Here is a 23,065-nt window from a genome sequence, read left to right as displayed (position 1 = left end):
GCGGCCTGCCCGGTCCCCGGCGGCACCTCCGCCGGGGACCGGGCAGGGCCGTCACTCCAGGCCGGTGCCCCGCAGCGACGCGGGCAGTTCGCCGGTGTACAGCACGCCCAGCGTCTGGGTGGCCCGGGTCAGTGCCACGTACAGGTCGCTCGTCCCGTACGACGCGGGCTCGACCACCAGGACGGAGTCGAACTCCAGCCCCTTGGCCTGCCGGGGGTCGAGGAGCACCACCGTGCGGGTGAGGTCGGGCTCCTGGCCCGCCGACACCCCGTCCAGCCGGCCGGCGAGCGCGGGGTGCAGGGCCCGAGGCGCGATCACCGCGAGCCGGCCCTCGGCCGGGGTCAGCTCGGCGACGGCCTTGGCGACGGCACCGGGCAGGTCGTCCCCGGCCTCGCGCGCCCAGGGCCGTACCCCGGTGGACCGGACGGAACGCGGCGGCTCGAACCCGGGGCGTTCGGCCCGCACCACACCGGCGGCGACATCCATGATCTCGGACGGGGTGCGGTAGTTGACGCCGAGCCGGGTGTGCTCCCAGCGGTCCTCCACGTACGGGGAGAGGATCTCCTCCCACGATCCGACCCCCGCCGCCTCCGCGGTCTGCGCGGGATCGCCGACGAGTGTCATCGACCGCGTGGGGCTGCGGCGCATCAGCAGCCGCCACGCCATCGGCGACAGCTCCTGCGCCTCGTCCACGATGATGTGGCCGAAGGCCCACGTCCGGTCGGCGGCCGCCCGCTCCGCGGCGCTGCGGTGGTCGTCCTCCTCGTGCCGCTCCGCCATCCGCTCGGCGTCGATGATGTTGTGCGCGGACAGGATCTCGGAGTCCTCCTCGTCCTTGTCCTCGAACTCGTAGGTCCGCGAGGCGTAGGAGACGTCCAGCACGCCCTGTGCGTAGGCGATCTGGGTACGGCGTTCCTGGTCGGCCAGGGCCCGCGTGACCCGGTCGTCCTCGCCCAGCAGTTCGGCGGCCTCGTCGAGGAGGGGGACGTCCGCGGCGGTCCAGTCGGCGGCGCGGGCCGTCGGGCGGTGGATCGCCGCCGCGTCCTCGTCCGGGACATGGCCAAATGGGTCGGCCAGGAAGTCGGCGACCAGGCGCTGCGGGGTCAGCCTCGGCCACAGCTGGTCGACGGCCGACCAGACTTCGGGGTTCTCGGCGAGTTCGTCGCGGATCTGGGTGATGTCGCTCGGGTCCAGGAGGTTGGAGCCGTCGAAGGGGTCCGTGCCGATGCGTTCGGCCAGCATGTCGGTGAGCGTGTTGAGGATGTGGCCCTCGAAGTGCTCGCGCGCCACGTTGTGGGGCAGGCCGGCCTCGCGGGTGCGTTCCCGGGCGACCTGGACGAGGCCCGCGTCGAGCATCAGGACGTCCCGGTCGTGCTCGATGGCGATCACCGGGTCGGGCAGGGCCTGCCGGTCGCGGACGACTCCGGCGAGGACGTCGGCCATCCCGGCGCGGCCCTTCACGGCGGCCGCCTCCGGGGTGTCGACGGCGGTCGCGTGGACGCCGGGGAAGAGCTCACCGACGGTCGAGAGCAGCACGCCGGTCTCGCCGAGGGAGGGCAGCACCTCGCCGATGTAGCCGAGGAAGGCCGGGTTGGGGCCGACGATCAGGACGGCCCGCTTGGCGAGCAGTTCACGGTGTTCGTACAGCAGATACGCGGCGCGGTGCAGGGCGACGGCGGTCTTGCCGGTGCCGGGGCCGCCCTCGACGACCATGATGCCCCGGTGCGGCGCGCGGATGATCCGGTCCTGTTCGGCCTGGATCGTCTGCACGATGTCGCTCATGCGGCCGGTGCGGGCCGAGTTGAGCGCGGCGAGCAGCACGGCGTCACCCGTCGGGTCCTCGTGGCCGGTGCGTTCCCGGTCGCCGAGGTCGAGGATCTCGTCGTGCAGGTCGGTGACGTGCCGGCCCGCGGTGCCGATGTGCCGGCGGCGGCGCAGGCCCATCGGGGTGTGCCCGGTGGCCAGGTAGAAGGGGCGGGCGACCGGGGCCCGCCAGTCGATGAGGACCGGGGTGCGCTCGATGTCGTCGGCGCGGATGCCGATGCGGCCGATGTGGTGGCTGACGCCGGTGGCGGGGGCCCCTTCCCCGGGTGACAGGTCGATGCGGCCGAAGCAGAGCGAACCGTCCACGGCGTTCAGCGCGGCCAGCAGTCCCGAGCGTTCGGCGACCAGGATGTCCCGTTCGAGCCGGGCCTGCCTGGGGGTGTTGCCCTGGGCGAGCGCGTCCCCGACGGAGGCCTCGGTGGCATCGCGCAGGGCGTCCACATGCGCGTACAAACCGTCGATGAATTCCTGCTCACTTCGCAGTTCATCGTCGGGGAATTCTGTGTGCGATCCCTTGTTTGACAATTCCGCTCCCGCCCGGATACACTGCGCCTACTGAACTTCTTCACGACGTGATTCCTCGAAGTCGCGAATCATTGAATATACGCAGCGAAATCCCCCGGGCGCAATTGCCCAGGGGATTTTTTGTGCGCCGGGTGTTCTGCCGGGTGGGATCAGAGGACGTCGGCCAGCTCCTGGAGCAGCCGCCGCTTGGCCCGGGCGCCCACCATCGACTTCACGGGCTCACCGCCCCGGAAAACCATGAACGTCGGCATCGAGAGCACGCCGTACGCCAGCGTCGTCTCCGGATTGGTGTCGACGTCGAGCTGGACCACCTTGAACCGGTCGGCCTCCTCGAAAGCCAGCTCGCTGAGCACCGGCCCCATCTGCCGGCACGGCGGACACCAGTCGGCCGTGAACTCCACCAGCACGGGCAGATCCGAGCCGATCACCTCCGCCCCGAAGTCCGCGTCCGTCACCTCGGCCACGCCTGCCGCCCTGATCATCGCGTCCGCCCTCCCAGTTCGCATACGGGTTCCGGACCGCCCGGAACCTCCGCGTCGGCCGCCAGCTCGTCGCGGGCCCGCTCCGCCCGCGCGAGCTGCTCGCCGACCTGCGCGCGCACCGACCTCAGTTCGCCGATCAGCGCGTCGAGCTCGCCGAGCTTGCGCCGGTAGACGTCCAACGACGCCGGGCACGCGTCGCCCTCGGGATGTCCGGCCCGCAGACACTCCACGAACGGCCGCGTCTCCTCCAGGTCGAAGCCGAAGTCCTGGAGGGTCCTGATCTGCCGGAGCAGCCGCAGATCGTCGTCGTCGTACGTCCGGTACCCGTTCTCGCCCCGCCGCGCGGGCAGCAGCCCCCGCGACTCGTAGTACCGCAGGGTCCGCGTGGTCGTCCCGGCCCGTGCGGCCAGCTCGCCGATTCGCATGACCCCGACGGTAGTCCTTGACGCCGACGTCAAGGCAAGGGGCCGCGAGGGGCTGTCTCGACGGACGGCAGCGTGATGTGCGTGGTGTTTCTTTCGGTGCGCCCGGCCGGGCGGGCGGCGCGCCGGATCTCCCATGTCTCCGTTGCTTCAAGTCTCAGCGACTCTCGGCAATCCGGGCATTTCTGCCCGGATGGTCCGTCACATCACCAGAGCGTGAGGGCTTCGGCTTGAGTACGGTCTCCCGTTTCTGTCTGCCGCTGGTGCGGCAGGGTTGCGCCACCTGCCCGCCCCGTCCCTGCCTTGCGGCGGGAACGGGTGGTGCGGGTCTTGTGGTCGGCTCCACGGGGCTTCGACACCTTGACGGTGTCCTGGTCTCCGGCCACTCCGGTACCAGTTGTTGCTGTTGTTGCTGTTGCCGCGAGGGCGGCGAGGTTGCGGGCCGCGTTGTCGTCCCGGTCGAGGGCCAGGCCGCAGGCGTCGCATGTGTAGGTCCGTACGTGCAGCGGCAGTTTGGCTTTCACTACGCCGCACCCGGAACAGGGCTTGGAGGAGGGGAACCAGCGGTCGGCGGTCACGATGTTGCAGCCGTTCCGTTTGGTCTTGTAGGTGAGCTGGCGGCGGATCTCGCCGAATCCGGCGTCGGAGATCCGGCGGGCCAGGCGCCGGTTGCGGAGCATTCCGGCGACGTTGAGGTCTTCGATCACGACGGTGCCGTACTCGGCGGTCACGGCGGTGGTGAGTTTGTGCAGGGCGTCCGCAGGGAGGTTCGCCACCCGGTGGTGCACCTTGTTGCGGCGTGTGTTGGCCTTCTCCCACCGCTTCGAGGGCTTTCGGCCGGTGCGGCGGTCGGGGCCCTGACGGCGGGAAGTGGTGCGGGATGCCCGGTTCAGGTGCTTGAGTGCTGTGTCGAGGTGCCTGGGGTTGGCCATCTGACGGATTTCGCCGGTGCTGTCGGCCGTCACCGCGAGCGTCTTCAGGCCGAGGTCGATCCCGACCGCGACGCCGGGACGGGCCACGCGCCGGAACTCTCGCGCGGTCTCGACCTGGAAGGACACGAACCAGCGGCCGTGTTCATGGCGGACGGTCGCGGACAGGATGCGGGCCGTCCCGGCCTGGACACGGCCGAGGAGCTTGACGGTGGGTTCGTGGACGCGGATCGTGCCCAGCCGGGGCAGCGCGACGTGCCGGCCGCCGGGCTCGACACGGATCGTGCCGGTGGTGAACCGGCAGGACAGCCGGGCCTTGCGTTTCGACTTGAAGCGGGGCATCCCCGCCTGCTTGCCCCGTCGCTTGCCCTGCTTCGATTTGGCGTAGTTGTCGAACCCTGCGGCGGCGTTCGCCAGCCCGGTGGAGTAGGCCTCCTTGGAGTTGTCCTCCCACCACCCAGCGAACCTGGGGTCCGTATGCTTGGCGGCGTTGAACGCCTTGCGCAGCGCGGGCAGCGACCACGGCCGCCAATCCGTCAACTCCGACTCGGGAATCCCGTAGGTCTCCTCGGCGCGACGCTGCCACCACGATGCCGACACCCAGCCCACCGCCCAGTTGTACGCCGCCCGCGCCACAATGCGAGCGCAGCGCGGCCTCCTGCGTGGCGTTCGGGTCCAGCGCGAACCGGAACGCCTGCACCACGAACCCGGACTGCGGCCGGAACTTCCTCACCCGGCGCCCTCACTGATCGTCACGGCCACCGCACGGACAGCACGGATCTTCGCCGCACTCCGCCCACTCGGAAAGCTTCACACAATCAGATAAAGACTGACGAAGACAGATAACCACCGATGGAAAATGCGACTTTTGTTCGCCCCCTTCCGTCATCAATCGTGGCTCGTCGGCGCCGCCCTCCGGGGCGATTCATCTGATCGCCGACCGCAATGACGAGAAATCCCTGGAAAAGGCGCTGGGTTCGCGGACTTTCGACGTCGTCGTCGACCAGGTCTGCTACACACCGCGGCAGGCGGAGATCGCCCGTCGCGTCTTCGCGGGGCGCACGCGCCGGTATGTGATGACATCCACCGTCGAGGTGTACGAGTACGAGGACACGGCGGACCCAGTCGGCGAGGACGCCGTGGATCCCCGTACGGTCGCCGTCGATCTCGGTCTTCCCTGGGACGACACCGACTTCCTCGACGCGCACTACGGTGAGGGCAAGCGGCAGGCCGAGGCGGTGTTCGCGGCCGGTCCCGGCTTCCCGTACGTGGCCGTGCGCGTCGCCCATGTGCTGGGCGGGGACGACGACTTCACCGGCCGGCTGGAGCACTACGCCGACCGGATCCGTACCGGCCGGACGATCGCCGTACCGCCCGTGAACCACCCGGCGACCTATGTCCACGTCCAGGAGATCGCCGACTTCCTCTTCTGGACAGTGGGCGAGACCTTCACCGGCCGGTCAACGCGGCGTCCCACGGGCCGCTGACCACAAAGGAGTTGTGCGAGGCGATCACCGCGCACCTCCCGGACGGCAGGGCGGTCCTGGAGGCCGTCGAGGTGGGCGAGGTCTCCCCCTTCTCCTTCAGTCGTTCCTACGGCATGGACAACTCCCGGGCAAGCGAACTCGGTTTCCCCTTCGGCGACGCGCGGGCATGGCTGCCGGGCGCCGTGGCCGAGACCCTCGGAAACGCGCTCAGACCATGACCCCGGCCGACTCCTCCACCTCCAGCAGCGACGCGCTCTGCCGCTCCGCCTCGAACGCCTCGTGTCCGCCGCGCAGACCGAACAGCCTTTTGGCGAGGGCGATGTAGAGGACGGCGAGGATGTTCATGACCAGCGTCGCGATCTTCAGCCAGCTGACGTGCTCGGTGAGTTCGTAGATCTCCAGCGGGAGGAACGCGGCGGTGGCGACGACCGTGAGGTACTCCGCCCAGCGCTTGGCGTACCAGAGCCCGAACGCCTCGACGAGCTCGATCAGCGCGTACGCCACCAGCAGGGCCGCGACCAGCAGCAGCGTGGAGTGCTTGTAGCCGAAGGTCTTCTGGATGGTGCCGACGACCGGCGAGTGGTCGAGGTCGTAGTGGAAGTGCCGGAAGACCGGCCTGAGGACGTCGAGGTACTCGTCGAAGAGCCGGCGCACCGCGTCCTGGCTGTTGCTGAACTTCCACACGGCGGCCGCGACCAGCACGATGAACACCCCGCGCACGGCCCGCTCGATCGCCAGGAAGCGCAGGACGAACAGGTCGCGGAGCACCTTGCCGCGCGGCACGAGCGGCGCCTCGTCCGCGGGGCCCGAGCCGTGCGGATCGCCGAGCGCGAAGTCGCCGCAGCGCAGGCAGCGCCAGGCCTCGCCGAGACCCGTCTCGGCGCGCAGCCGCTCCCGCAGTACGCGCTCGTCGGGCGCGTACGTCACGTGGCCGCGCCGCGCACAGGTGCGCCGGTCCCAGTCGATCTTCATGCTCGGTGTCCTCCGCGAAAACGTGCCGTGCCGCGCCGGTCGGTCCGGCACGGCACGGTCATGCACGTTCTACGAGACGGCTGCCCGGGGGGTCACGGTTCCGCCCGGAGCACCACTGGCCCCCACGGCCCCACCACCACCCGCCGAGCCGCCCGCCTTCCCGGCCTCGGCATCGGCTCCGCCCTCGGGCTGAGCATCGGCCTCGGGCTCGGCGTCGGCACCGGCCTCGGGCTGGGCGTCGGCCTCGGCTCCGGCTCCGGCTCCGGCTCCGGCTCCGGCTCCGGCTCCGGCTCCGGCTCCGGCTCCAGGCTGGGCGTCGGCTTCGGCTTCGGGCTCGGCGTCGGCCTCGGGCTGGGCGTCGGCCTCGGCTTCAGGCTGGGCTTCGGCTGAGGGCTGGGCCTCGGCTCCGGCGTCGGGCTGGGCCGCGGTCTCGCCCTCCGTCCGGGCCTTGCGCGGGAGGAGTACCGCCACGAGCACCGTGCCCACGCCCAGGATCACCGCTCCGACGAGGCTGGTGTGCGCCACCGCGTCCGAGAAGGACGAGCCGACCGCGTCCGCCATCTGCCGTGCTCCGTCGGCGAGTTGTCCGGACTGGGCCTTCAACTGGGCCGCCTGCTCCGGGTTCGCGGCCTGCGTGGCCTGCTCGCCGAGCGCGCGGGCCTTGTCGCCGATGCCCTGGGCGACGGCGTACCCCGCGCCCACCGAGTCCTGCGCCGTGGTCAGGGCGCCTGCCGGGAGCTCGCTGCCCGCGGTCGCGTCGGAGAGGTGCGAGGAGTACGAACTCGCCAGCACCGAGCCGAGGATGGCGATGCCGAGCGAGCCGCCGAGCTCCAGCGAGGTGTCGTTCACCGCGCCGCCGACGCCCAGTTCGGCCTCGGGGAACGCGCCCATGATGACGTCGGTGCAGGGCGAGAGCGCCAGCCCGATGGCGAGGCCGAGCATGACGAGGGGCAGTACGAGGTCGCCGTACGCCGAGGAGGCGTCCACCCGGGTGAGCAGGGCCAGCGCCGCGGTGCCGCCGACCATGCCCGCGGTGACCGTGAACCTCATGCCGACGCGCGGAGTGAGGTAGCCGGTGAGCGCCGAGCCCACGAAGACGGCGCCGGCGAGCGGCAGCATCCGTACACCGGTGTCCAGCGCGTCGTAGCCGAGGACGAACTGGAGGTGCTGGGTGAGGTAGTAGAAGGCGCCGAAGACGGCCAGGAAGAAGAGGGCGACGGCGAGGTTCGAGCCGGCGAAGCGACGCTGGGCGAAGCGGCGTACGTCGACGACCGGACGCGGGTGGCGCAGCTCCCACAGCACGAAGAGGACCAGTCCGGCCCCGGCGACGACGGCTGCGGTCACGGCCTTGACGCCCCACCCGAAGTGCGGACCCTCGATGATCATGTAGACGAGCGAGCCGATCCAGACGACCGAGAGCAGTCCGCCGACGTAGTCGATGCGGTGGCGGTGCGCGGCCCTGGACGGCGGCACCAGGACGAGGGCGCCGATGATGGCGAGGGCGGCGACCGGCACGTTGATCAGGAACGTGGACGACCAGCCGTGGCGCTCCAGCAGGGCGCCGGCGACCAGCGGACCGGCGGCGATGGCGAGTCCGGCGGTGGCGGTCCACAGGACGATCGCCTTGGCCCGCTCGGCACGCGGGAAGGTCGCGGCGAGCAGGGAGAGCGTGGCGGGCATGATCAGCGCGGCGCCGACACCCATGACGGCACGGGCCGCGATGACCCCGGTGGAACTGCCGACGAGCGAACCGGCGACCGCGCCGCCGCCGAAGACGACGAGCCCGAGAAGGAGCGCGCCGCGGCGGCTGTACTTGTCCCCGATGGCGCCGAGCAGCAGCATCAGGGCGGCGTACGGGACGGTGTAGCCGTCGATGACCCATTGCAGGTCGGCGCTGGACAGGCCGAGGTCCCGGGTCATGTCGGGTGCCGCGACCGTGAGGGCGGTGTTCGCCATCACGATGATCAGCAGGCTCAGGCAGAGCACGAGCAGCGCCCACCACCGCCTGGCGTAGGGCCGGTCCATCCCCTCGACCGGTTCGTTCATGACGAGACGCATGGCTACGGTCGCCCTTCCTTCGTCGACGGGCACGGAGATCGTCCGCGCCAGATCTTGCACAGTGGAGTGCAACTGCACAACACTGTGCAAGATACGAGATTGCACAATGCTGTGCAAATGAAGGAGGTCCGGGGCCCTGTGACCGCAGGACGGAAGGCCGCCCGGAGGGCGGGCAGAATGGCAGCCATGACCACGGGTAACCCGAGCCGCGCCGATGTGAACCGCCGCCGCATCCTGGACGTCGCACTCGCCGAACTGCTGCGTGACCCCGACGCGTCCATGGACCAGATCGCGCGGGCGGCGGGGGTCGTACGGCGGACGGTCTACGGGCATTTCCCCAGCCGCGAGGCACTGGTCGGCACCCTGACCGACGAGGCCGTCGCGGCGGTCGCGGCGGCGCACGCGGCGGGCCGCGAAGGGGTCGCCGACCCGGCCGAGTCGCTGGCCCGCTCGACCCTGGCCGTCTGGGAGATCGCCGACCGCTACCGGCTGCTGGTCGCCCTCGCCCAGCGCAGCGTCACCATGCAGGGGATCCGCGAACGTCTGACGCCGGTCCGCGAGGCCTGCGCGGAGATTCTCCGGCGCGGCCTGGAGCAGGGCGTGTTCGCCTCGCCGCTGCCTCCGTACGCGCTGGCGTACGTGCACGAGCAGACCCTGTTCGCCCTCATGGAGGCGGTGAACGACGGGCTCCTGGCGGCGGAGGAGGCGGGCGGCTCCGCCACGGTCACCATGCTCACCGCGGCGGGCGTACCCGCCTCACGCGCCACCGAACTCGTGGCGAAACTGAGCGGCTGAGTCCCCGCGGGCGTCAGGAACCCGCGGGGACCCGGCCGTCCTCCGCCGCGCACCGGGCGGCCGGACCCGTGGGGGATGCCCGGCCGTCCGGCGTCATCGGGGCTCCTACGCCGTGGCCGGCGTCTTCTCCCCACCCTGTTCCGGCACGTCCGCGTGGACGTCGGCGGAGGCGTCGGCGTCGTCCAGCAGGGTTTTCTCGTCGAAGGGAAGCCGTCCGGCGAGGACCTCGGCCACCCGCTCCCTGTCGATCTCCTTCGTCCAGGTTCCGATCAGGACCGTGGCCACGGCGTTGCCGGCGAAGTTCGTGAGCGCGCGTGCCTCGCTCATGAAACGGTCGATGCCGACGATGAGGCCGACGCCGTCCACCAGGGCGGGCTTGTGCGACTGGAGGCCGCCGGCCAGCGTGGCGAGGCCCGCCCCGCTGACGCCGGCCGCGCCCTTCGAGGCGACCAGGAGGAAGAGCAGGAGGGGGATCTGCTCCCCGATCGCCATCGGCGTGCCCATCGCGTCGGCGATGTAGAGCGAGGCCATGGTCATGTAGATCATCGTGCCGTCGAGGTTGAAGGAGTAGCCGGTCGGGACGGTGATGCCGACGACCGGCTTGCCGACGCCCAGGTGCTCCATCTTCGCGATGAGCCGCGGCAGGGCGGACTCGGAGGAGGAGGTGGACAGGATCAGCAGGAACTCACGGCCCAGGTACTTGAAGAGCGTGAGGATGTTCAGGCCCGTCACCACCCGCAGCAGCGTGCCGAGCACGATGAAGACGAAGAGGAAGCAGGTCACGTAGAAGCCGAGCATCAGCACGGCGAGACTCTTGAGCGCGTCCAGGCCCGCGGAACCGACGACGGCGGCGATCGCGCCGAAGGCACCGAGCGGGGCCGCCCACATGACCATGGCGAGGATCCGGAACACGAGCCGCTGGATGTGCTCCACCCCGCGCAGGACCGGCTGCCCGGCCGCTCCCATGGCCTGGAGGGCGAACCCGGTCAGGAGCGCGACGAGCAGGGTCTGCAGGACCTGGCCCTCGGTGAACGCCGAGACCATCGTGGTCGGGATGATCGAGAGCACGAAGTCGACCGGCGGCAGCGCCTCCGCCGACACCTGACCCTGGCCGGCCTCCTTGACCGCGTCGGTCATCGCCAGGCTGCTGCCCGGCTCCAGGATGTTGCCGACGACCAGGCCGATGGCCAGCGCGACCAGCGACATGACCAGGAAGTAGCCGAGCGCGATACCGCCGACGGCGCCGACCTTGGCGGCCTTGCGGACCGAGCCGATGCCCAGCACGATCGTGCAGAAGATGATCGGGGAGATCATCATCTTGATCAGGTTCACGAAGCCCGTACCGATGGGCTTGAGCTCGACGGCGAAGTCGGGGGCGATCAGGCCCACCGCGATCCCGAGGGCCACGGCGCCGATCACGGCGATGTACAGATAGTGCGTGCGGTCCCGCTTGGCGGCGGGTGCGGCAGGTGCCGTTTGCGGCGTGCTGGCCACGGCTGCCCTCCTTGACGACGTCATCGGCATCATCCGGCGTGCGGCTCACGACCGGCGGACCGGGCGTGCGGCTCACGTCCGGGGGATCCGGAAGGCTTCGCTCCCGGGCTGAGGGGACTATCTCCCGGCGTGTGAGGGCGGTCACCCTTCCGTTCATTGAGTTCACGAGCGCCGCCGGAACCGCCCGGCCGGGTCCGTGGGCCCCGGAGAGCACCCGGCCGGGCGAGGCACACTGAACGGCATGCGTCTTCCCCGTGTCCCGCGACCGCGCAGCCTGGCCGGCCAGCTCTTCGGCATGCAGGCCGTGCTCATCGCGGTCCTCGTCGCCGGGTACGCGCTGTTCACCTACGTCAACGACCGCAGCCAGGCCGAGGAGGCCGCCGGCCGTCAGGCCATGGCGGTCGCGCGCTCGGTCGCGGACGCCCCGTCCGTCCACGCGGCCATCGGCACCGCGAACCCCACCGAGGACCTCCAGCCGTACGCCCTCCGCGTGCAGCGGGACACCGACGTCGACTTCGTGACGATCATGAATCCGCGGGGCATCCGCTGGACGCACCCCGAGGAGAAGCGGATAGGCAGGCACTTCCTCGGGACGATCGGCCCCGCGCTGAGGGGCGACTCCTTCACCGAGACGTACACGGGCAGCCTCGGCCCCTCCGTGCGCGCCGTCACCCCGATCCAGGTCGACGGGCGGACCATCGGCCTGGTCAGCGCCGGCATCAAGGTCGACGCGATCACCCGACGCGTCCAGAACCAGGTCACGCCCCTGATCGGGGTCGCGACCGGCGCGCTGCTGCTGGGCGCCATCGGCACGTACGTCATCAACGCCCGGCTGCGGCGCTCCACCCACGGCATGAACGCGGCCGAGCTGAGCCGGATGCACGACTACCACCAGGCCGCGCTGCACGCCGTACGCGAGGGGCTGCTGATGCTGGACGGACAGTTCCGGGTGGCGCTGATGAACGACGGCGGACGGGAGCTGCTCGGCATCACGAACGACGTGGTCGGCCGTTCGGTGGCCGAACTCGGGCTGCCCGCGCCGCTGACGGGCGCGCTGCTGTCCGCCGAGCCCCGCCTGGACGAGGTCCATCTGACGGACACCCGGGTGCTGGTCGTGAACACCTCCCCGGTGTCCGGCGGCGAACGCCGCGGCACGGTGGTCACCCTTCGTGACGTGACCGAACTCCAGTCGCTGACGGGAGAACTGGACTCGGAGCGCGGCTTCACCCAGGCGCTGCGCTCGCAGGCGCACGAGGCGGCGAACCGTCTGCACACGGTGGTCTCCCTCATCGAACTGGGCCGCGCCGAGGAGGCCGTCGACTTCGCCACCGCCGAACTGCAACTGGCGCAGGCGCTCACCGACGAGGTGATCTCCGCGGTCAGCGAACCGGTCCTCGCCGCGCTGCTGCTGGGCAAGGCGGCACAGGCGAACGAGCGCGGAGTGGAGCTCGTGGTCTCCGGGGACAGCGGCATCGACGACGGACTGCTCCCGGCCTCGCTCACCCCCCGCGACCTGGTCACCGTGCTCGGCAACCTGATCGACAACGCGATGGACGCGGCGCAGGGGACGGTGGGCGCCCGCGTCACGGTGACGGCGTTCACCGAGGAGTCGGCGCTGGTGCTGCGGGTCGCCGACACCGGAGCCGGGGTGGACCCCGCCCACGCCGAGCAGGTCTTCCGGCGCGGCTGGTCCACGAAACCGGCGGGTCCCGGCGGCCGGGGTCTCGGCCTGGCGCTGGCCCGCCAGACGGTGAGCCGGCACGCGGGCACGCTGGAGGTACGCGAAGGAAGCGACGGCGGAGCGGAGTTCGAGGCCCGCCTCCCGCTCCCCACCCCGGCCCGCACCCCGGACGACACCCCGGCCCTCGGCGCCGACCCGGCTGCGACCCGGCAACCCGGACGACCCGCCCCGGCCCGCACACCGGACGCGGGACCCACCGCGAACCGGCCCCAGGACCCCGGACCCGCCCCGGCCCGGACACCGGACGCCGGCCCCGGCTCGGAGCCGCCCGCGTGCCCCGCCCAGCGCACGCGGGCCGACGCGTCGCCGTCCGAGACCGTTCCGCCGGGAGGCCGCGCATGAGCGATCCGATCCGTGTGCTCGTCGTCGAGGACGATCCGGTGGCCGCCGACGCGCACGTCATGTACGTCGGCCGGGTGCCCGGCTTCACGGCGGTGGGCAAGGTCCACACAGGCGCGCAGGCGCGCCACGCGCTGGACCGCACGCCCGTGGACCTGCTGCTGCTCGACCTGCATCTGCCGGACACGCACGGCCTTCAGCTCGCGCGCTCCCTGCGCGCCGCCGGCCATCGCGCGGACGTCATCGCGGTGACCTCCGCGCGGGACCTGGCCGTCGTACGGGAGGGGGTCTCGCTCGGGGTCGTCCAGTACGTGCTGAAGCCGTTCACCTTCGCCACGCTGCGCGACCGGCTGATCCGGTACGCGGAGTTCCGCGCGGCGGCCGGCGAGGCGAGCGGCCAGGCCGAGGTGGACCGCGCGCTGGCCGCCCTGCGGGCTCCCGGCCCGGCCGCGCTGCCCAAGGGCCTGAGCGCGCCGACCCTGGAACGCGTGAGTGTCACCCTCAGGGACCACCCGGACGGTCTGACGGCGGCCAAGGCCGCCGAGGCCGTCGGCATCTCCCGGATCACGGCCCGGCGCTATCTGGAACACCTGGTGGAGGGCGGCCGGGCGGTACGCGCCCCGCGGTACGGGACGGTCGGACGGCCGGAGCTCCAGTACCGCTGGATCAAGGGCTGACCGCCGCGCCGGGCCGCCGCGGACGGATCCGGCACGGGCAGGGCCGAGGCACCGGCACCTCGGCGGAGGGCCGCCCTCGGCGGGGCGTGCGGGGCGAACGTCCCCGGCGGCACGGCGAATTCAGGGCCGCGGCCGAAACCGTATGTTCCTACAATCTGTGATTGTGGCCGAACAGACCGTAGTCACCGCTGCCCCGGGCCCATACCTTGTGCGCGTGCACCGACCGCAAGCCCAACAGCCCACCCCGCCCTTCAACGCCCCGGCCGCCCGAAGACTGCGGGCAGCGCTCGGAATGGGGCCCGAGCACGTCGCGTACGGCCTGAGAGCCTCGTACGGACTGCCGTACGCCACACCCGATCTGGTCATCGCCTGGGAGCGCGGGATCGCCGCGCCGAGCAGTCCCGAACTCACCGCTCTCGCGGGCGTGTTGTGGTGTTCCGCGAGTGAACTCATAGGCGCGCCGCGCACGTTGCGCGAACACCGCGTCGCCCGTGATCTCGCGCCGGAGGACGTGGCACACGCCGTCGGGATCGAACTCCTCGCCTACGAACGGATGGAGGAGTCCGGCACCTGGCGCGGAACCGAACGGCAGGCGACCGCGCTGGCCAAGGCGCTCGACCTCTCGCTGCCCGACTTCATCACGGTCACGGGCCGCGACGGCCGGCTCGCCGACCTGCTGCGCAGCGCCGTGACGACGCGCTGGCAGGCCTACGTCCGCCCGGTCGCGAAGGTGGTGCCGATGGAGCGCGGCGTCCTGGAGGTCGTGCTCCAGGAGCTGCACACCGACTACCAGGGGCGGATGGCCGCCAGTCTGAACTGGGGCGGCGGTTCGGCCGCCACCGGCTCCGGCGAGTCCGGCCAGGACTTCCTCGACCGGGTCGTCGACCATTTCTGGACAGCCGTCCGCGCGAGCGCCTACTGAGATCCCGGACCCACGGGGAGACCACGGCCCCGGGCGGAAGCCGCCGACGGGGCCGTGGTCCGACACCCGGCCGGGCGCCGGACGCCCTTCCGCCTCCGGGGCCCGGAGGCGGAAGGGCGTGGAGGCGCAGGGCGTGGCGTCGGAGAGACGCAGAGGCCTAGAAGACCGACTCCGCCTCGTCCATCCGGTCCTTCGGCACGGTCTTCAGCTCGGTGGTCGCGTCCGCGAGCGGAACCATCTCGATGTCCGTGCCCCGCAGCGCGGTCATCCTGCCGAAGTCGCCGCGGTGCGCGGCCTCGACGGCGTGCCAGCCGAACCGGGTGGCGAGGACACGGTCGTACGCGGTCGGCGAGCCGCCGCGCTGGACGTGGCCGAGGATGACCGGCTTGGCCTCCTTGCCGAGGCGGCGCTCCAGCTCGTACGCGAGGGCCGTACCGATGCCCTGGAAGCGTTCGTGGCCGAACTGGTCGATCTCGCCGTGGCCGTAGTCCATGGTGCCCTCGGCGGGGTGGGCGCCCTCGGCGACACAGATGACGGCGAACCGCTTGCCGCGCGCGAAGCGCTCCTCGACCATCGCGACCAGGTCCGACGGGTCGAAGGCGCGCTCGGGCAGGCAGATGCCGTGGGCGCCGGCCGCCATGCCGGACTCCAGGGCGATCCAGCCCGCGTGCCGGCCCATGACCTCGACGACCATCACCCGCTGGTGGGACTCGGCCGTCGTCTTGAGACGGTCCATGGCCTCCGTGGCGACGCCGACGGCGGTGTCGAAGCCGAAGGTGCGGTCCGTCGCGGAGATGTCGTTGTCGATGGTCTTGGGCACGCCGACCACCGGCAGCCCCGCGTCCGACAGCATCCGGGCCGCCGTGAGCGTGCCCTCGCCGCCGATCGGGATCAGCGCGTCGATGCCGAACTCGCGGGCCATGTCCTGGGCGTTGTCGCACGCCTCGCGGAGCCGGTCGCGCTGGAGCCGGGAGGAGCCGAGGATGGTTCCGCCGCGGGCGAGGATGCCGCTGACGGCGTTCAGGTCGAGGGTGCGGTAGTGGCCGTCGAGGAGCCCGGCGTAGCCGTCCTCGAAGCCGATGACCTCGTCCCCGAAGTTGGTGACCGCTCGGTGCACGACCGACCGGATCACTGCGTTCAGGCCAGGACAGTCGCCGCCTGCCGTGAGAACTCCGATGCGCATCGTGCTGTGTCTCCTGCTCCCTGCCGGTTCGTGTGAGCCGCTTCGATTGTTTCACGGCCCGGGGTGGCCCGCCGATTCCGTCCCCCGCCCACCGCGCGGCCCGGACGCCCCTCCCTCCTGACCGGCGCGTTTCTCCTGGCGGGCGTCGTAGCCAGCGCCGGAGGTATTGTCAAGAGGGTTCTGCTCACGTTGGTGGGCCCTTTTTCGAGCCCAGACACGGCCTGGCGACGAAACGGATGGAGAGCACGCGTGACGCGCAGCGTGTACGTGACCGGGATCGACCGAGGTGACGGCCGTCAGGTCGTCGAACTGGGGGTCATGGAGCTGCTGACCCGCCAGGTCGACCGGGTGGGGGTGTTCCGTCCGCTCGTGCACGACGGTCCGGACCGGCTCTTCGAGCTGCTGCGGGCCCGTTACCGGCTGACGCAGGACCCGGCGACGGTGTACGGCATGGACTACCACGAGGCGTCCGCGCTCCAGGCCGAGCAGGGCACCGACGAGCTGGTGTCCACGCTCGTCGACCGGTTCCACCTGGTCGCCCGCGACTACGACGTCGTCCTCGTCCTCGGCACCGACTTCGCCGGCACGCAGGTGCCCGACGAGCTGGCGCTCAACGCCCGTCTGGCCAACGAGTTCGCCGCGTCCGTGCTCCCGGTCGTCGGCGGCCGGGGCCAGAGCGCCGAGTCGGTGCGCGCCGAGACCCGCAACGCCTATCGCGCGTACGACGGGCTCGGGTGCGACGTCCTCGCCATGGTCGTGAACCGGGTGGACCCCGAGGACCGCACGGCGATCGTGGAACGGCTCGACTCCCGGCTCCCGGTGCCGTGTTACGTCCTTCCGGACGAGCCCGCGCTGTCCGCCCCCACGGTCGCGCAGATCACCCACGCGCTCGGCGGCACGGTGCTCCTCGGCGACGACGCGGGGCTCGCCCGTGACGCGCTCGACTTCGTCTTCGGCGGAGCGATGCTGCCGAACTTCCTCAAGGCGCTGACCCCGGGATGTCTCGTGGTCACTCCGGGGGACCGGGCCGACCTGGTGATCGGCACGCTGGCAGCGCACAGCGCCGGCACCCCGCCCATAGCCGGCATCCTGCTCACCCTGGACGAACGGCCCAGCAGCGAGATCCTCACGCTCGCGGCCCGTCTCGCGCCCGGCACCCCGGTCGTCTCGGTGGCCGGGAACTCCTTCCCCACCGCGGAGGCGCTCTTCGCCATGGAGGGCAAGCTGAACGCGGCCACGCCCCGCAAGGCGGAGACCGCGCTCGGCCTGTTCGAGCGGCATGTGGACACCGCCGACCTGCTGAAGCGGGTCTCGGCGCCCAGCAGCGACCGGCTCACCCCGATGATGTTCGAGCACCAGCTCCTGGAGCAGGCCCGCTCCGACCGGCGTCGCGTCGTGCTGCCCGAGGGCACCGAGGAGCGCGTCCTGCACGCCGCCGAGGTGCTGCTGCGCCGGGGCGTGTGCGATCTGACCCTGCTCGGCCCGGTCGACCAGATCCGCAAGAAGGCGGCCGACCTCGGCATCGACATCAGCGCCACCGAGCTCGTCGACCCGCAGACGTCACCGCTGCGGGACTCCTTCGCCGAGAAGTACGCCGAACTGCGGGCCCACAAGGGGGTCACGGTCGAGCTGGCCTACGACGTCGTCGCCGACGTGAACTACTTCGGGACGCTCATGGTGCAGGAGGGCCTCGCGGACGGGATGGTGTCGGGGGCCGTGCACTCGACGGCGGCGACGATCCGGCCCGCGTTCGAGATCATCAGGACCAGGCCCGAGTCGCGGATCGTCTCGTCCGTCTTCTTCATGTGCCTGGCCGACAAGGTCCTGGTCTACGGCGACTGCGCGGTCAACCCCGACCCGGACGCCGAGCAGCTGTGTGACATCGCCATCTCCTCGGCCGCCACCGCGCGGCAGTTCGGTGTCGAGCCGCGGATCGCGATGCTGTCGTACTCCACGGGCACCTCGGGTTCGGGCGCCGACGTCGACAAGGTGCGCGAGGCGACCGAGCTGGTGCGCGCGCGCCGGAGCGACCTGCGGATCGAGGGGCCGATCCAGTACGACGCCGCCGTCGAGCCGTCGGTCGCGGCGACCAAGCTGCCGGGCTCGAAGGTCGCCGGGCAGGCGTCCGTGCTGATCTTCCCCGACCTCAACACCGGCAACAACACCTACAAGGCCGTGCAGCGTTCGGCCGGCGCGATCGCCGTCGGCCCGGTGCTCCAGGGTCTGCGCAAGCCCGTCAACGACCTGTCCCGCGGCGCGCTCGTCCAGGACATCGTCAACACGGTCGCCATCACGGCGATCCAGTCCCAGACCCCCGACCAGAAGGCTGCCCGTCCGTGAGCGACCACCCTTCCCCCCCGGCCGCCGCGCCGACGGAGCCCGCCGCCCCGCCGGCCGTGCGGGTCCTCGTCCTCAACTCCGGCTCGTCGTCGGTGAAGTACCAGTTGCTCGACATGCGCGACGGCGCACGGCTGGCCGCCGGTCTGGTGGAACGCATCGGCGAGGGAACCTCCCTGCTGCGGCACACCACGCGGGCGACGGGCGAGACCCGCGAGAGGGCCGACACGTTCGCCGACCACGACGCCGCGCTGAAGGCGATGGCGGAGGAACTGGCGGTGGACGGACTCGGCCTGGACTCCCCCGAGCTGGCCGCCATCGGCCACCGGGTGGTGCACGGCGGACAGGCCTTCACCGAGCCGACGGTCATCGACGACACGGTGCTCGCCGAGATCGAGCGGCTGATCCCGGTCGCTCCGCTGCACAACCCGGCGAACCTCACCGGCATCCGCACCGCGATGGCACTGCGCCCCGACCTCCCCCAGGTCGCCGTCTTCGACACCGCGTTCCACACGACGATGCCGGAGGCGGCCGCGCGCTACGCGATCGACGTGGAGACCGCCGACAAGCACCGCATCCGCCGGTACGGCTTCCACGGCACCTCGCACGCCTACGTCTCCCGCACGACCGCCGAACTCCTCGGCAAGGCGCCCGAGGAGGTCAACGTCATCGTGCTGCACCTGGGCAACGGGGCCTCGGCGTCCGCGGTGAGGGGCGGGCGGTGCGTGGACACCTCGATGGGGCTCACCCCGCTGGAGGGGCTGGTGATGGGAACGCGGTCCGGCGACGTGGACCCGGCCGTCATCTTCCATCTGGAGCGCGTCGGCGACATGTCGACGGACGAGATCGACACTCTTCTCAACAAGAAGAGCGGTCTGATCGGCCTGTGCGGCGACAACGACATGCGGGAGATCCGCCGCCGCGTCGACGAGGGCGACGAGCGGGCCCGGCTCGCCTTCGACATCTACATCCACCGCCTGAAGAAATACATCGGCGCCTACTACGCGGTCCTCGGCCGGGTGGACGCCGTCGCCTTCACCGCCGGAGTGGGCGAGAACGCCGCCCCGGTGCGCGAGGCCTCGATCAGAGGACTGGAGGAACTGGGGCTCGCGGTCGACGGCGAACTGAACGCCGTGCGCGGCGGTGAGCCCCGGCTCATCTCGCCGCCGTACGCGCGCGTCGCGGTCGCCGTCGTGCCGACGGACGAGGAACTGGAGATCGCCACACAGACGTACGCGCTGGTCGGAAAGGGCAACGCCTGAGCGGGCCGGAAAGCCACGCCTGAGCACCCGCCCGCCCATTTGTATCTTCCGCCAGACGGAATATTCCGTTGCGAAACAAACCGATAGGATCGCCCCATGCGCCGTTCGAAAATCGTCTGTACTCTCGGCCCCGCGGTCGACTCCCACGAGAAGCTGGTCGCGCTGATCCAGGCCGGCATGAACGTGGCCCGTTTCAACTTCAGCCACGGATCCCACAGCGAGCACCAGGGCCGGTACGACCGTGTCCGGGCCGCCTCGGCCGAGACCGGTATCGCCATCGGTGTCCTGGCCGACCTCCAGGGCCCCAAGATCCGCCTGGAGACCTTCGCCGAAGGCCCCGTCGAGCTGGAGCGTGGCGACGAGTTCGTCATCACGGCCGAGGACGTGCCCGGTGACAAGCACATCTGCGGCACGACCTACAAGGGTCTGCCCGGTGACGTCTCCAAGGGCGACCAGATCCTCATCAACGACGGCAACGTCGAGCTGCGCGTCGTCGAGATCGACGGGCCGCGCGTCAAGACGGTCGTCATCGAGGGCGGCGTGATCTCCGACCACAAGGGCATCAACCTGCCCGGCGCGGCCGTGAACGTGCCCGCCCTGTCGGAGAAGGACGTCGAGGACCTGCGCTTCGCCCTGCGGATGGGCTGCGACATGGTCGCCCTGTCCTTCGTGCGCGACGCCAACGACGTGAACGACGTCCACAAGGTGATGGACGAGGAGGGCCGCCGCGTCCCCGTCATCGCCAAGGTGGAGAAGCCGCAGGCGGTCGACAACATGGAGGGCGTCGTCGCGGCGTTCGACGCCGTCATGGTGGCCCGTGGCGACCTGGCCGTCGAGTATCCGCTGGAGCGGGTCCCGATGGTGCAGAAGCGCCTCGTGGAGCTGTGCCGCCGCAACGCCAAGCCGGTGATCGTGGCGACCCAGATGATGGAGTCGATGATCACCAACTCCCGTCCGACGCGCGCCGAGGCCTCCGACGTGGCCAACGCGATCCTGGACGGCGCGGACGCGGTCATGCTGTCCGCCGAGTCCAGCGTGGGCGCGTACCCGGTCGAGACCGTGAAGACGATGTCGAAGATCGTCTCCGCGGCCGAGGAGGAGCTCCTCTCCAAGGGCCTCCAGCCGCTGGTCCCGGGCAAGAAGCCGCGCACGCAGGGCGGTTCGGTCGCCCGCGCCGCCTGCGAGATCGCCGACTTCCTCGGCGGCAAGGGCCTGGTGGCCTTCACCAAGTCCGGTGACACCGCCCGCCGGCTCTCGCGCTACCGCGCCGCCCAGCCGATCCTGGCCTTCACCACGGACGAGGGCACCCGCAACCAGCTCACGCTGAGCTGGGGCGTCGAGTCGCACGTCGTGCCGTTCGTGAACAGCACCGACGAGATGGTCGAGCTGGTCGACCGCGAGCTGCAGAAGCTCAAGCGGTTCAACGAGGGCGACGTCGTCGTGATGACCGCCGGTTCGCCCCCCGGCGTCCCCGGCACCACCAACATGGTCCGGGTGCACCACCTGGGCGAGGCCGGCCACGCCTGATCCCCGCCCGCTGTACGCCGCTGAGGGCGCCCCCTGTGAACAGGGGGCGCCCTCAGCGTGTTGTGCGGCTCCCGGACGGGCTCTGGACGACTCAGCCGGTCGTGTACTGGTGGAGTCCGGGGACGTGCAGGGTGCCGCCGAACTGGCCGGCCTGAACCACCTTCACCTTGGTGAAGTAGATCAGCGGGATGTTCAGCGGCGGAGGGTTGTCCGGGTCGAACGTGATCGGGATCAGCCCGAGCAGGTTCCCGGAGATGCTCTCCGTGTACATGATCGTCTTGCCGTCGCGGATGGTGGACGTCGAACCCGCCTCGGCCTGTACGTGGTACGTCTTGCCGGACTGCTTGTCCTGCACCGTCTGGTGCAGGTCCCCGATGTCGGTGCCGTCGGATATGACGTACTTCAGGACCTTCTTGACGGTCCCGTCGGCGGTCCTCACCTTGACTATGCCCTGGTAGTCGGCGCCCTTGAGCAGCAGCGAACTGGCGTTGAGGTACCAGGGGTCGGTCGGCAGGGCGACCTGGTTGTCCACGCCGCCCTCGTCGTCGGTGGCGACCGGGCAGTCCGCGGCGTCCGTGGTGGCGCTCGCGGAGGGGCTGGGCGACGCGGTGGCCTCGGCGGCCTTGTCCTCGACCGTCTCTGTGGTGTCCGAGGCGGCCTTCGAGGCCGTGTCCGTGACCTTGTCGGTGGTGTCCTCGACCGTCTCGGTGACCTTGTCGGTCGTGTCCTTGACGGTGTCCGCGGCGCCCTTGCCGTCCGACGTGTCCGAGCCGGTGCTCGCGCTCGCGCTCGCCGAGGCGGACGGCGCCGGGGTGGAGCTCGCCGTCTCGTCGGGCGTGAGGATGTCCTTGATGGCGTCGCCGACGCCCAGCGGGTCGAGCGGGTTCTTGCTGCTCGCGGTCGCCGAGGGGGCCGGCGTGGAGGCGCTGTCCGCCGCCTTGTCCGCCGCCTTCTCCTGCGTGCTCGCGGAGGCGGACGGGGACGCGGCGGGCTCGGCCTTGTCGTCGGAACCTGAATCCGACGAAGAGTCCGTGTCCTTGTCCGCCGGGTCCGACGACGCGGAGGGGGTCGGCGTGGCCGGGTCCGAGGACGCGCTCGCGCTCGCGCTCGGCGAGGCGGAGGGCGACGCCGTGTCCGACGCCTCCTCACCGGTGACGGCCTCGACGCACGCCTGGTACTCCTCGGCCGTGAGGCTCTTGGAGGTGGAGTGGTCGTCGGCCTGGGCGAGCGTCGGGGTGAACCCCATGCCCATGAGTACCGCCGTCGGCATCGCCGCGATGGCTATCACCTTGCCGGCGGGCATCTGGAACCTGGTGAACAGCGGCTTCCTCGGGGCCGCGTGGCGCGGCCCGGTTCTCACACGGGACTCGTCCACATCAGTCCCGTGGGTCACCTCGTCAGCCGGCACTGTGCCTCCCGTTCGCCCCGTTGGTCGGGCTCGTTCCTGACAGATCGTTCGGGTCGCCGGCGCCGTCCGCGACCTCGTGCCCGATGGGCTCGGCGGCCGAGCCGTCCGGCGTGTCCTGCTTGGCGAGGGAACCCGACGTGGCGTAACCCTCCTCGGGCTCTCCGGGAACCCAGGAGACCGCCATGGCGCCGCCGAGCAGCGCGAACAGGAAGCCGATCAGGAAGCCGCCCAGGTTGGCCACCGGGATGGACACCAGGGCGAGGAGGATCGCGGCGACACCCGCGAACGTCCGTACGTGCTTCTGGAACCAGAGGCTGATCCCGAGCACGACGAGGAGTACGCCGATGATCAGGGACCCGGCACCGGCGGTGGTGGACATCGCCAGCGTCAGGTGGCCGAGGTGAAGGTGCGCGTACGGGAAGTAGGCGATAGGGAAACCGCCGAACACGATGTACAGACCCGCCCAGAACGGGCGGTCGCCCCTCCAGCTACGGAAGTTCCGCCGGAACACCTGAAGGTAGTGCTCATCGTGCTGGCCGGGCGCGGCAGGGGTCTCGGCGCTCATGGAAACAGCTCCCTGGAACGGCATTGCTGTGAGAAGTACGCGTTGGGTGCTCCGCGTACGACGGGCGGAGCGGCGGGGCGGGCGAAGCGGCCTGAGCCTCCTCGCCCACCCCTGGG

The 23,065-nt window shown here is 71.1% G+C and carries 18 protein-coding genes and 1 pseudogene; 9 read left to right on the top strand and 10 right to left on the bottom strand.

The window, feature by feature from the left end:
* Positions 1-51: 51 nt before the first annotated feature.
* The 4 genes from ACF07B_RS26580 to tnpB form a co-directional block, all read right to left on the bottom strand.
* Complete coding sequence (locus tag ACF07B_RS26580; RefSeq protein ID WP_392180788.1) at positions 52-2,367, bottom strand: HelD family protein; 2,316 nt, start codon at positions 2,365-2,367, stop codon at positions 52-54.
* 131 nt (positions 2,368-2,498) lie between these two features.
* A complete protein-coding gene (locus ACF07B_RS26575) occupies positions 2,499-2,831 on the bottom strand; it encodes a thioredoxin domain-containing protein (protein ID WP_326785430.1) in 333 nt (110 codons plus the stop codon).
* Positions 2,828-3,256 carry a MerR family transcriptional regulator gene (locus ACF07B_RS26570; protein ID WP_369485682.1) on the bottom strand — a complete coding sequence of 143 codons (429 nt, stop codon included), beginning with the start codon at positions 3,254-3,256 and terminating at the stop codon, positions 2,828-2,830. Before ACF07B_RS26570 ends, ACF07B_RS26575 begins: the two co-directional genes overlap by 4 nt.
* Before the next feature lie 203 nt (positions 3,257-3,459).
* A complete protein-coding gene (gene tnpB / locus ACF07B_RS26565) occupies positions 3,460-4,818 on the bottom strand; it encodes an IS607 family element RNA-guided endonuclease TnpB (protein ID WP_392180771.1) in 1,359 nt (452 codons plus the stop codon).
* A gap of 437 nt (positions 4,819-5,255) precedes the next feature.
* On the opposite strand from tnpB, the gene ACF07B_RS26560 reads away from it, so the two are divergent.
* Together ACF07B_RS26560 and ACF07B_RS26555 are read left to right on the top strand one after the other, a co-directional pair.
* Positions 5,256-5,669 (top strand): hypothetical protein, encoded by a 414-nt coding sequence (locus tag ACF07B_RS26560; protein WP_392180770.1) that lies wholly within the window; start codon positions 5,256-5,258, stop codon positions 5,667-5,669.
* A gap of 11 nt (positions 5,670-5,680) precedes the next feature.
* Positions 5,681-5,887: a hypothetical protein gene (locus ACF07B_RS26555; protein ID WP_392180769.1), complete on the top strand. Its 207-nt coding sequence runs from the start codon at positions 5,681-5,683 to the stop codon at positions 5,885-5,887.
* Here the strand turns inward: ACF07B_RS26555 and ACF07B_RS26550 are convergent.
* Together ACF07B_RS26550 and ACF07B_RS26545 are read right to left on the bottom strand one after the other, a co-directional pair.
* A complete protein-coding gene (locus ACF07B_RS26550) occupies positions 5,877-6,641 on the bottom strand; it encodes a DUF2127 domain-containing protein (protein WP_392180768.1) in 765 nt (254 codons plus the stop codon). The two genes, ACF07B_RS26555 and ACF07B_RS26550, sit on opposite strands and share 11 nt — an antisense overlap.
* Positions 6,642-7,058: 417 nt before the next feature.
* Positions 7,059-8,699, bottom strand: a pseudogene (locus ACF07B_RS26545) (MFS transporter); the annotation flags it as partial.
* Positions 8,700-8,876: 177 nt separating this feature from the next.
* On the opposite strand from ACF07B_RS26545, the gene ACF07B_RS26540 reads away from it, so the two are divergent.
* Positions 8,877-9,494: a TetR/AcrR family transcriptional regulator gene (locus ACF07B_RS26540; protein WP_326790790.1), complete on the top strand. Its 618-nt coding sequence runs from the start codon at positions 8,877-8,879 to the stop codon at positions 9,492-9,494.
* 105 nt (positions 9,495-9,599) lie between these two features.
* On the opposite strand, the gene ACF07B_RS26535 is transcribed toward ACF07B_RS26540, so the two are convergent.
* A complete protein-coding gene (locus tag ACF07B_RS26535) occupies positions 9,600-11,012 on the bottom strand; it encodes a cation:dicarboxylate symporter family transporter (protein WP_392180767.1) in 1,413 nt (470 codons plus the stop codon).
* Between the two features lie 217 nt (positions 11,013-11,229).
* On the opposite strand from ACF07B_RS26535, the gene ACF07B_RS26530 reads away from it, so the two are divergent.
* From ACF07B_RS26530 to ACF07B_RS26520, 3 genes are all read left to right on the top strand, one after another.
* On the top strand, positions 11,230-13,071 hold the full coding sequence (locus tag ACF07B_RS26530; protein WP_392180766.1) for an ATP-binding protein: 1,842 nt from the start codon (positions 11,230-11,232) through the stop codon (positions 13,069-13,071).
* On the top strand, positions 13,068-13,745 hold the full coding sequence (locus ACF07B_RS26525) for a response regulator (RefSeq protein WP_392180765.1): 678 nt from the start codon (positions 13,068-13,070) through the stop codon (positions 13,743-13,745). The genes ACF07B_RS26530 and ACF07B_RS26525 overlap by 4 nt, the downstream gene beginning before the upstream one ends.
* A 208-nt stretch (positions 13,746-13,953) precedes the next feature.
* The gene (locus ACF07B_RS26520) at positions 13,954-14,667 is read left to right on the top strand and encodes a helix-turn-helix domain-containing protein (protein WP_392180787.1); all 714 of its coding nucleotides are present in this window, start codon (positions 13,954-13,956) and stop codon (positions 14,665-14,667) included.
* A gap of 157 nt (positions 14,668-14,824) precedes the next feature.
* Here the strand turns inward: ACF07B_RS26520 and ACF07B_RS26515 are convergent, their stop codons facing one another.
* Complete coding sequence (locus ACF07B_RS26515; RefSeq protein ID WP_362398552.1) at positions 14,825-15,850, bottom strand: ATP-dependent 6-phosphofructokinase; 1,026 nt, start codon at positions 15,848-15,850, stop codon at positions 14,825-14,827.
* A gap of 249 nt (positions 15,851-16,099) precedes the next feature.
* On the opposite strand from ACF07B_RS26515, the gene pta reads away from it, so the two are divergent.
* The 3 genes from pta (at position 16,100) to pyk (ending at position 20,976) form a co-directional block, all read left to right on the top strand.
* Entirely contained in the window at positions 16,100-18,190 is a 2,091-nt protein-coding gene (gene pta / locus ACF07B_RS26510) for a phosphate acetyltransferase (RefSeq protein WP_369485328.1), read from the top strand.
* A complete protein-coding gene (locus ACF07B_RS26505) occupies positions 18,187-19,449 on the top strand; it encodes an acetate kinase (RefSeq protein WP_392180764.1) in 1,263 nt (420 codons plus the stop codon). The genes pta and ACF07B_RS26505 overlap by 4 nt, the downstream gene beginning before the upstream one ends.
* Before the next feature lie 96 nt (positions 19,450-19,545).
* On the top strand, positions 19,546-20,976 hold the full coding sequence (gene pyk, locus ACF07B_RS26500) for a pyruvate kinase (RefSeq protein WP_392180763.1): 1,431 nt from the start codon (positions 19,546-19,548) through the stop codon (positions 20,974-20,976).
* A 91-nt stretch (positions 20,977-21,067) separates the two neighbouring features.
* Here the strand turns inward: pyk and ACF07B_RS26495 are convergent, their stop codons facing one another.
* Positions 21,068-22,384, bottom strand: coding sequence for a hypothetical protein (locus tag ACF07B_RS26495; protein WP_392180762.1), 1,317 nt, complete (start codon positions 22,382-22,384; stop codon positions 21,068-21,070).
* Positions 22,374-22,949 carry a DUF6114 domain-containing protein gene (locus ACF07B_RS26490; RefSeq protein ID WP_369485324.1) on the bottom strand — a complete coding sequence of 192 codons (576 nt, stop codon included), beginning with the start codon at positions 22,947-22,949 and terminating at the stop codon, positions 22,374-22,376. Before ACF07B_RS26490 ends, ACF07B_RS26495 begins: the two co-directional genes overlap by 11 nt.
* Positions 22,950-23,065 lie beyond the last annotated feature (116 nt).

This window comes from Streptomyces sp. NPDC015532, from assembly GCF_043078065.1.
Classification (GTDB): domain Bacteria; phylum Actinomycetota; class Actinomycetes; order Streptomycetales; family Streptomycetaceae; genus Streptomyces.
The sequence above is the reverse complement of the archived record's forward strand: the minus strand, read 5'-3'. Positions and strand labels throughout refer to the sequence as shown.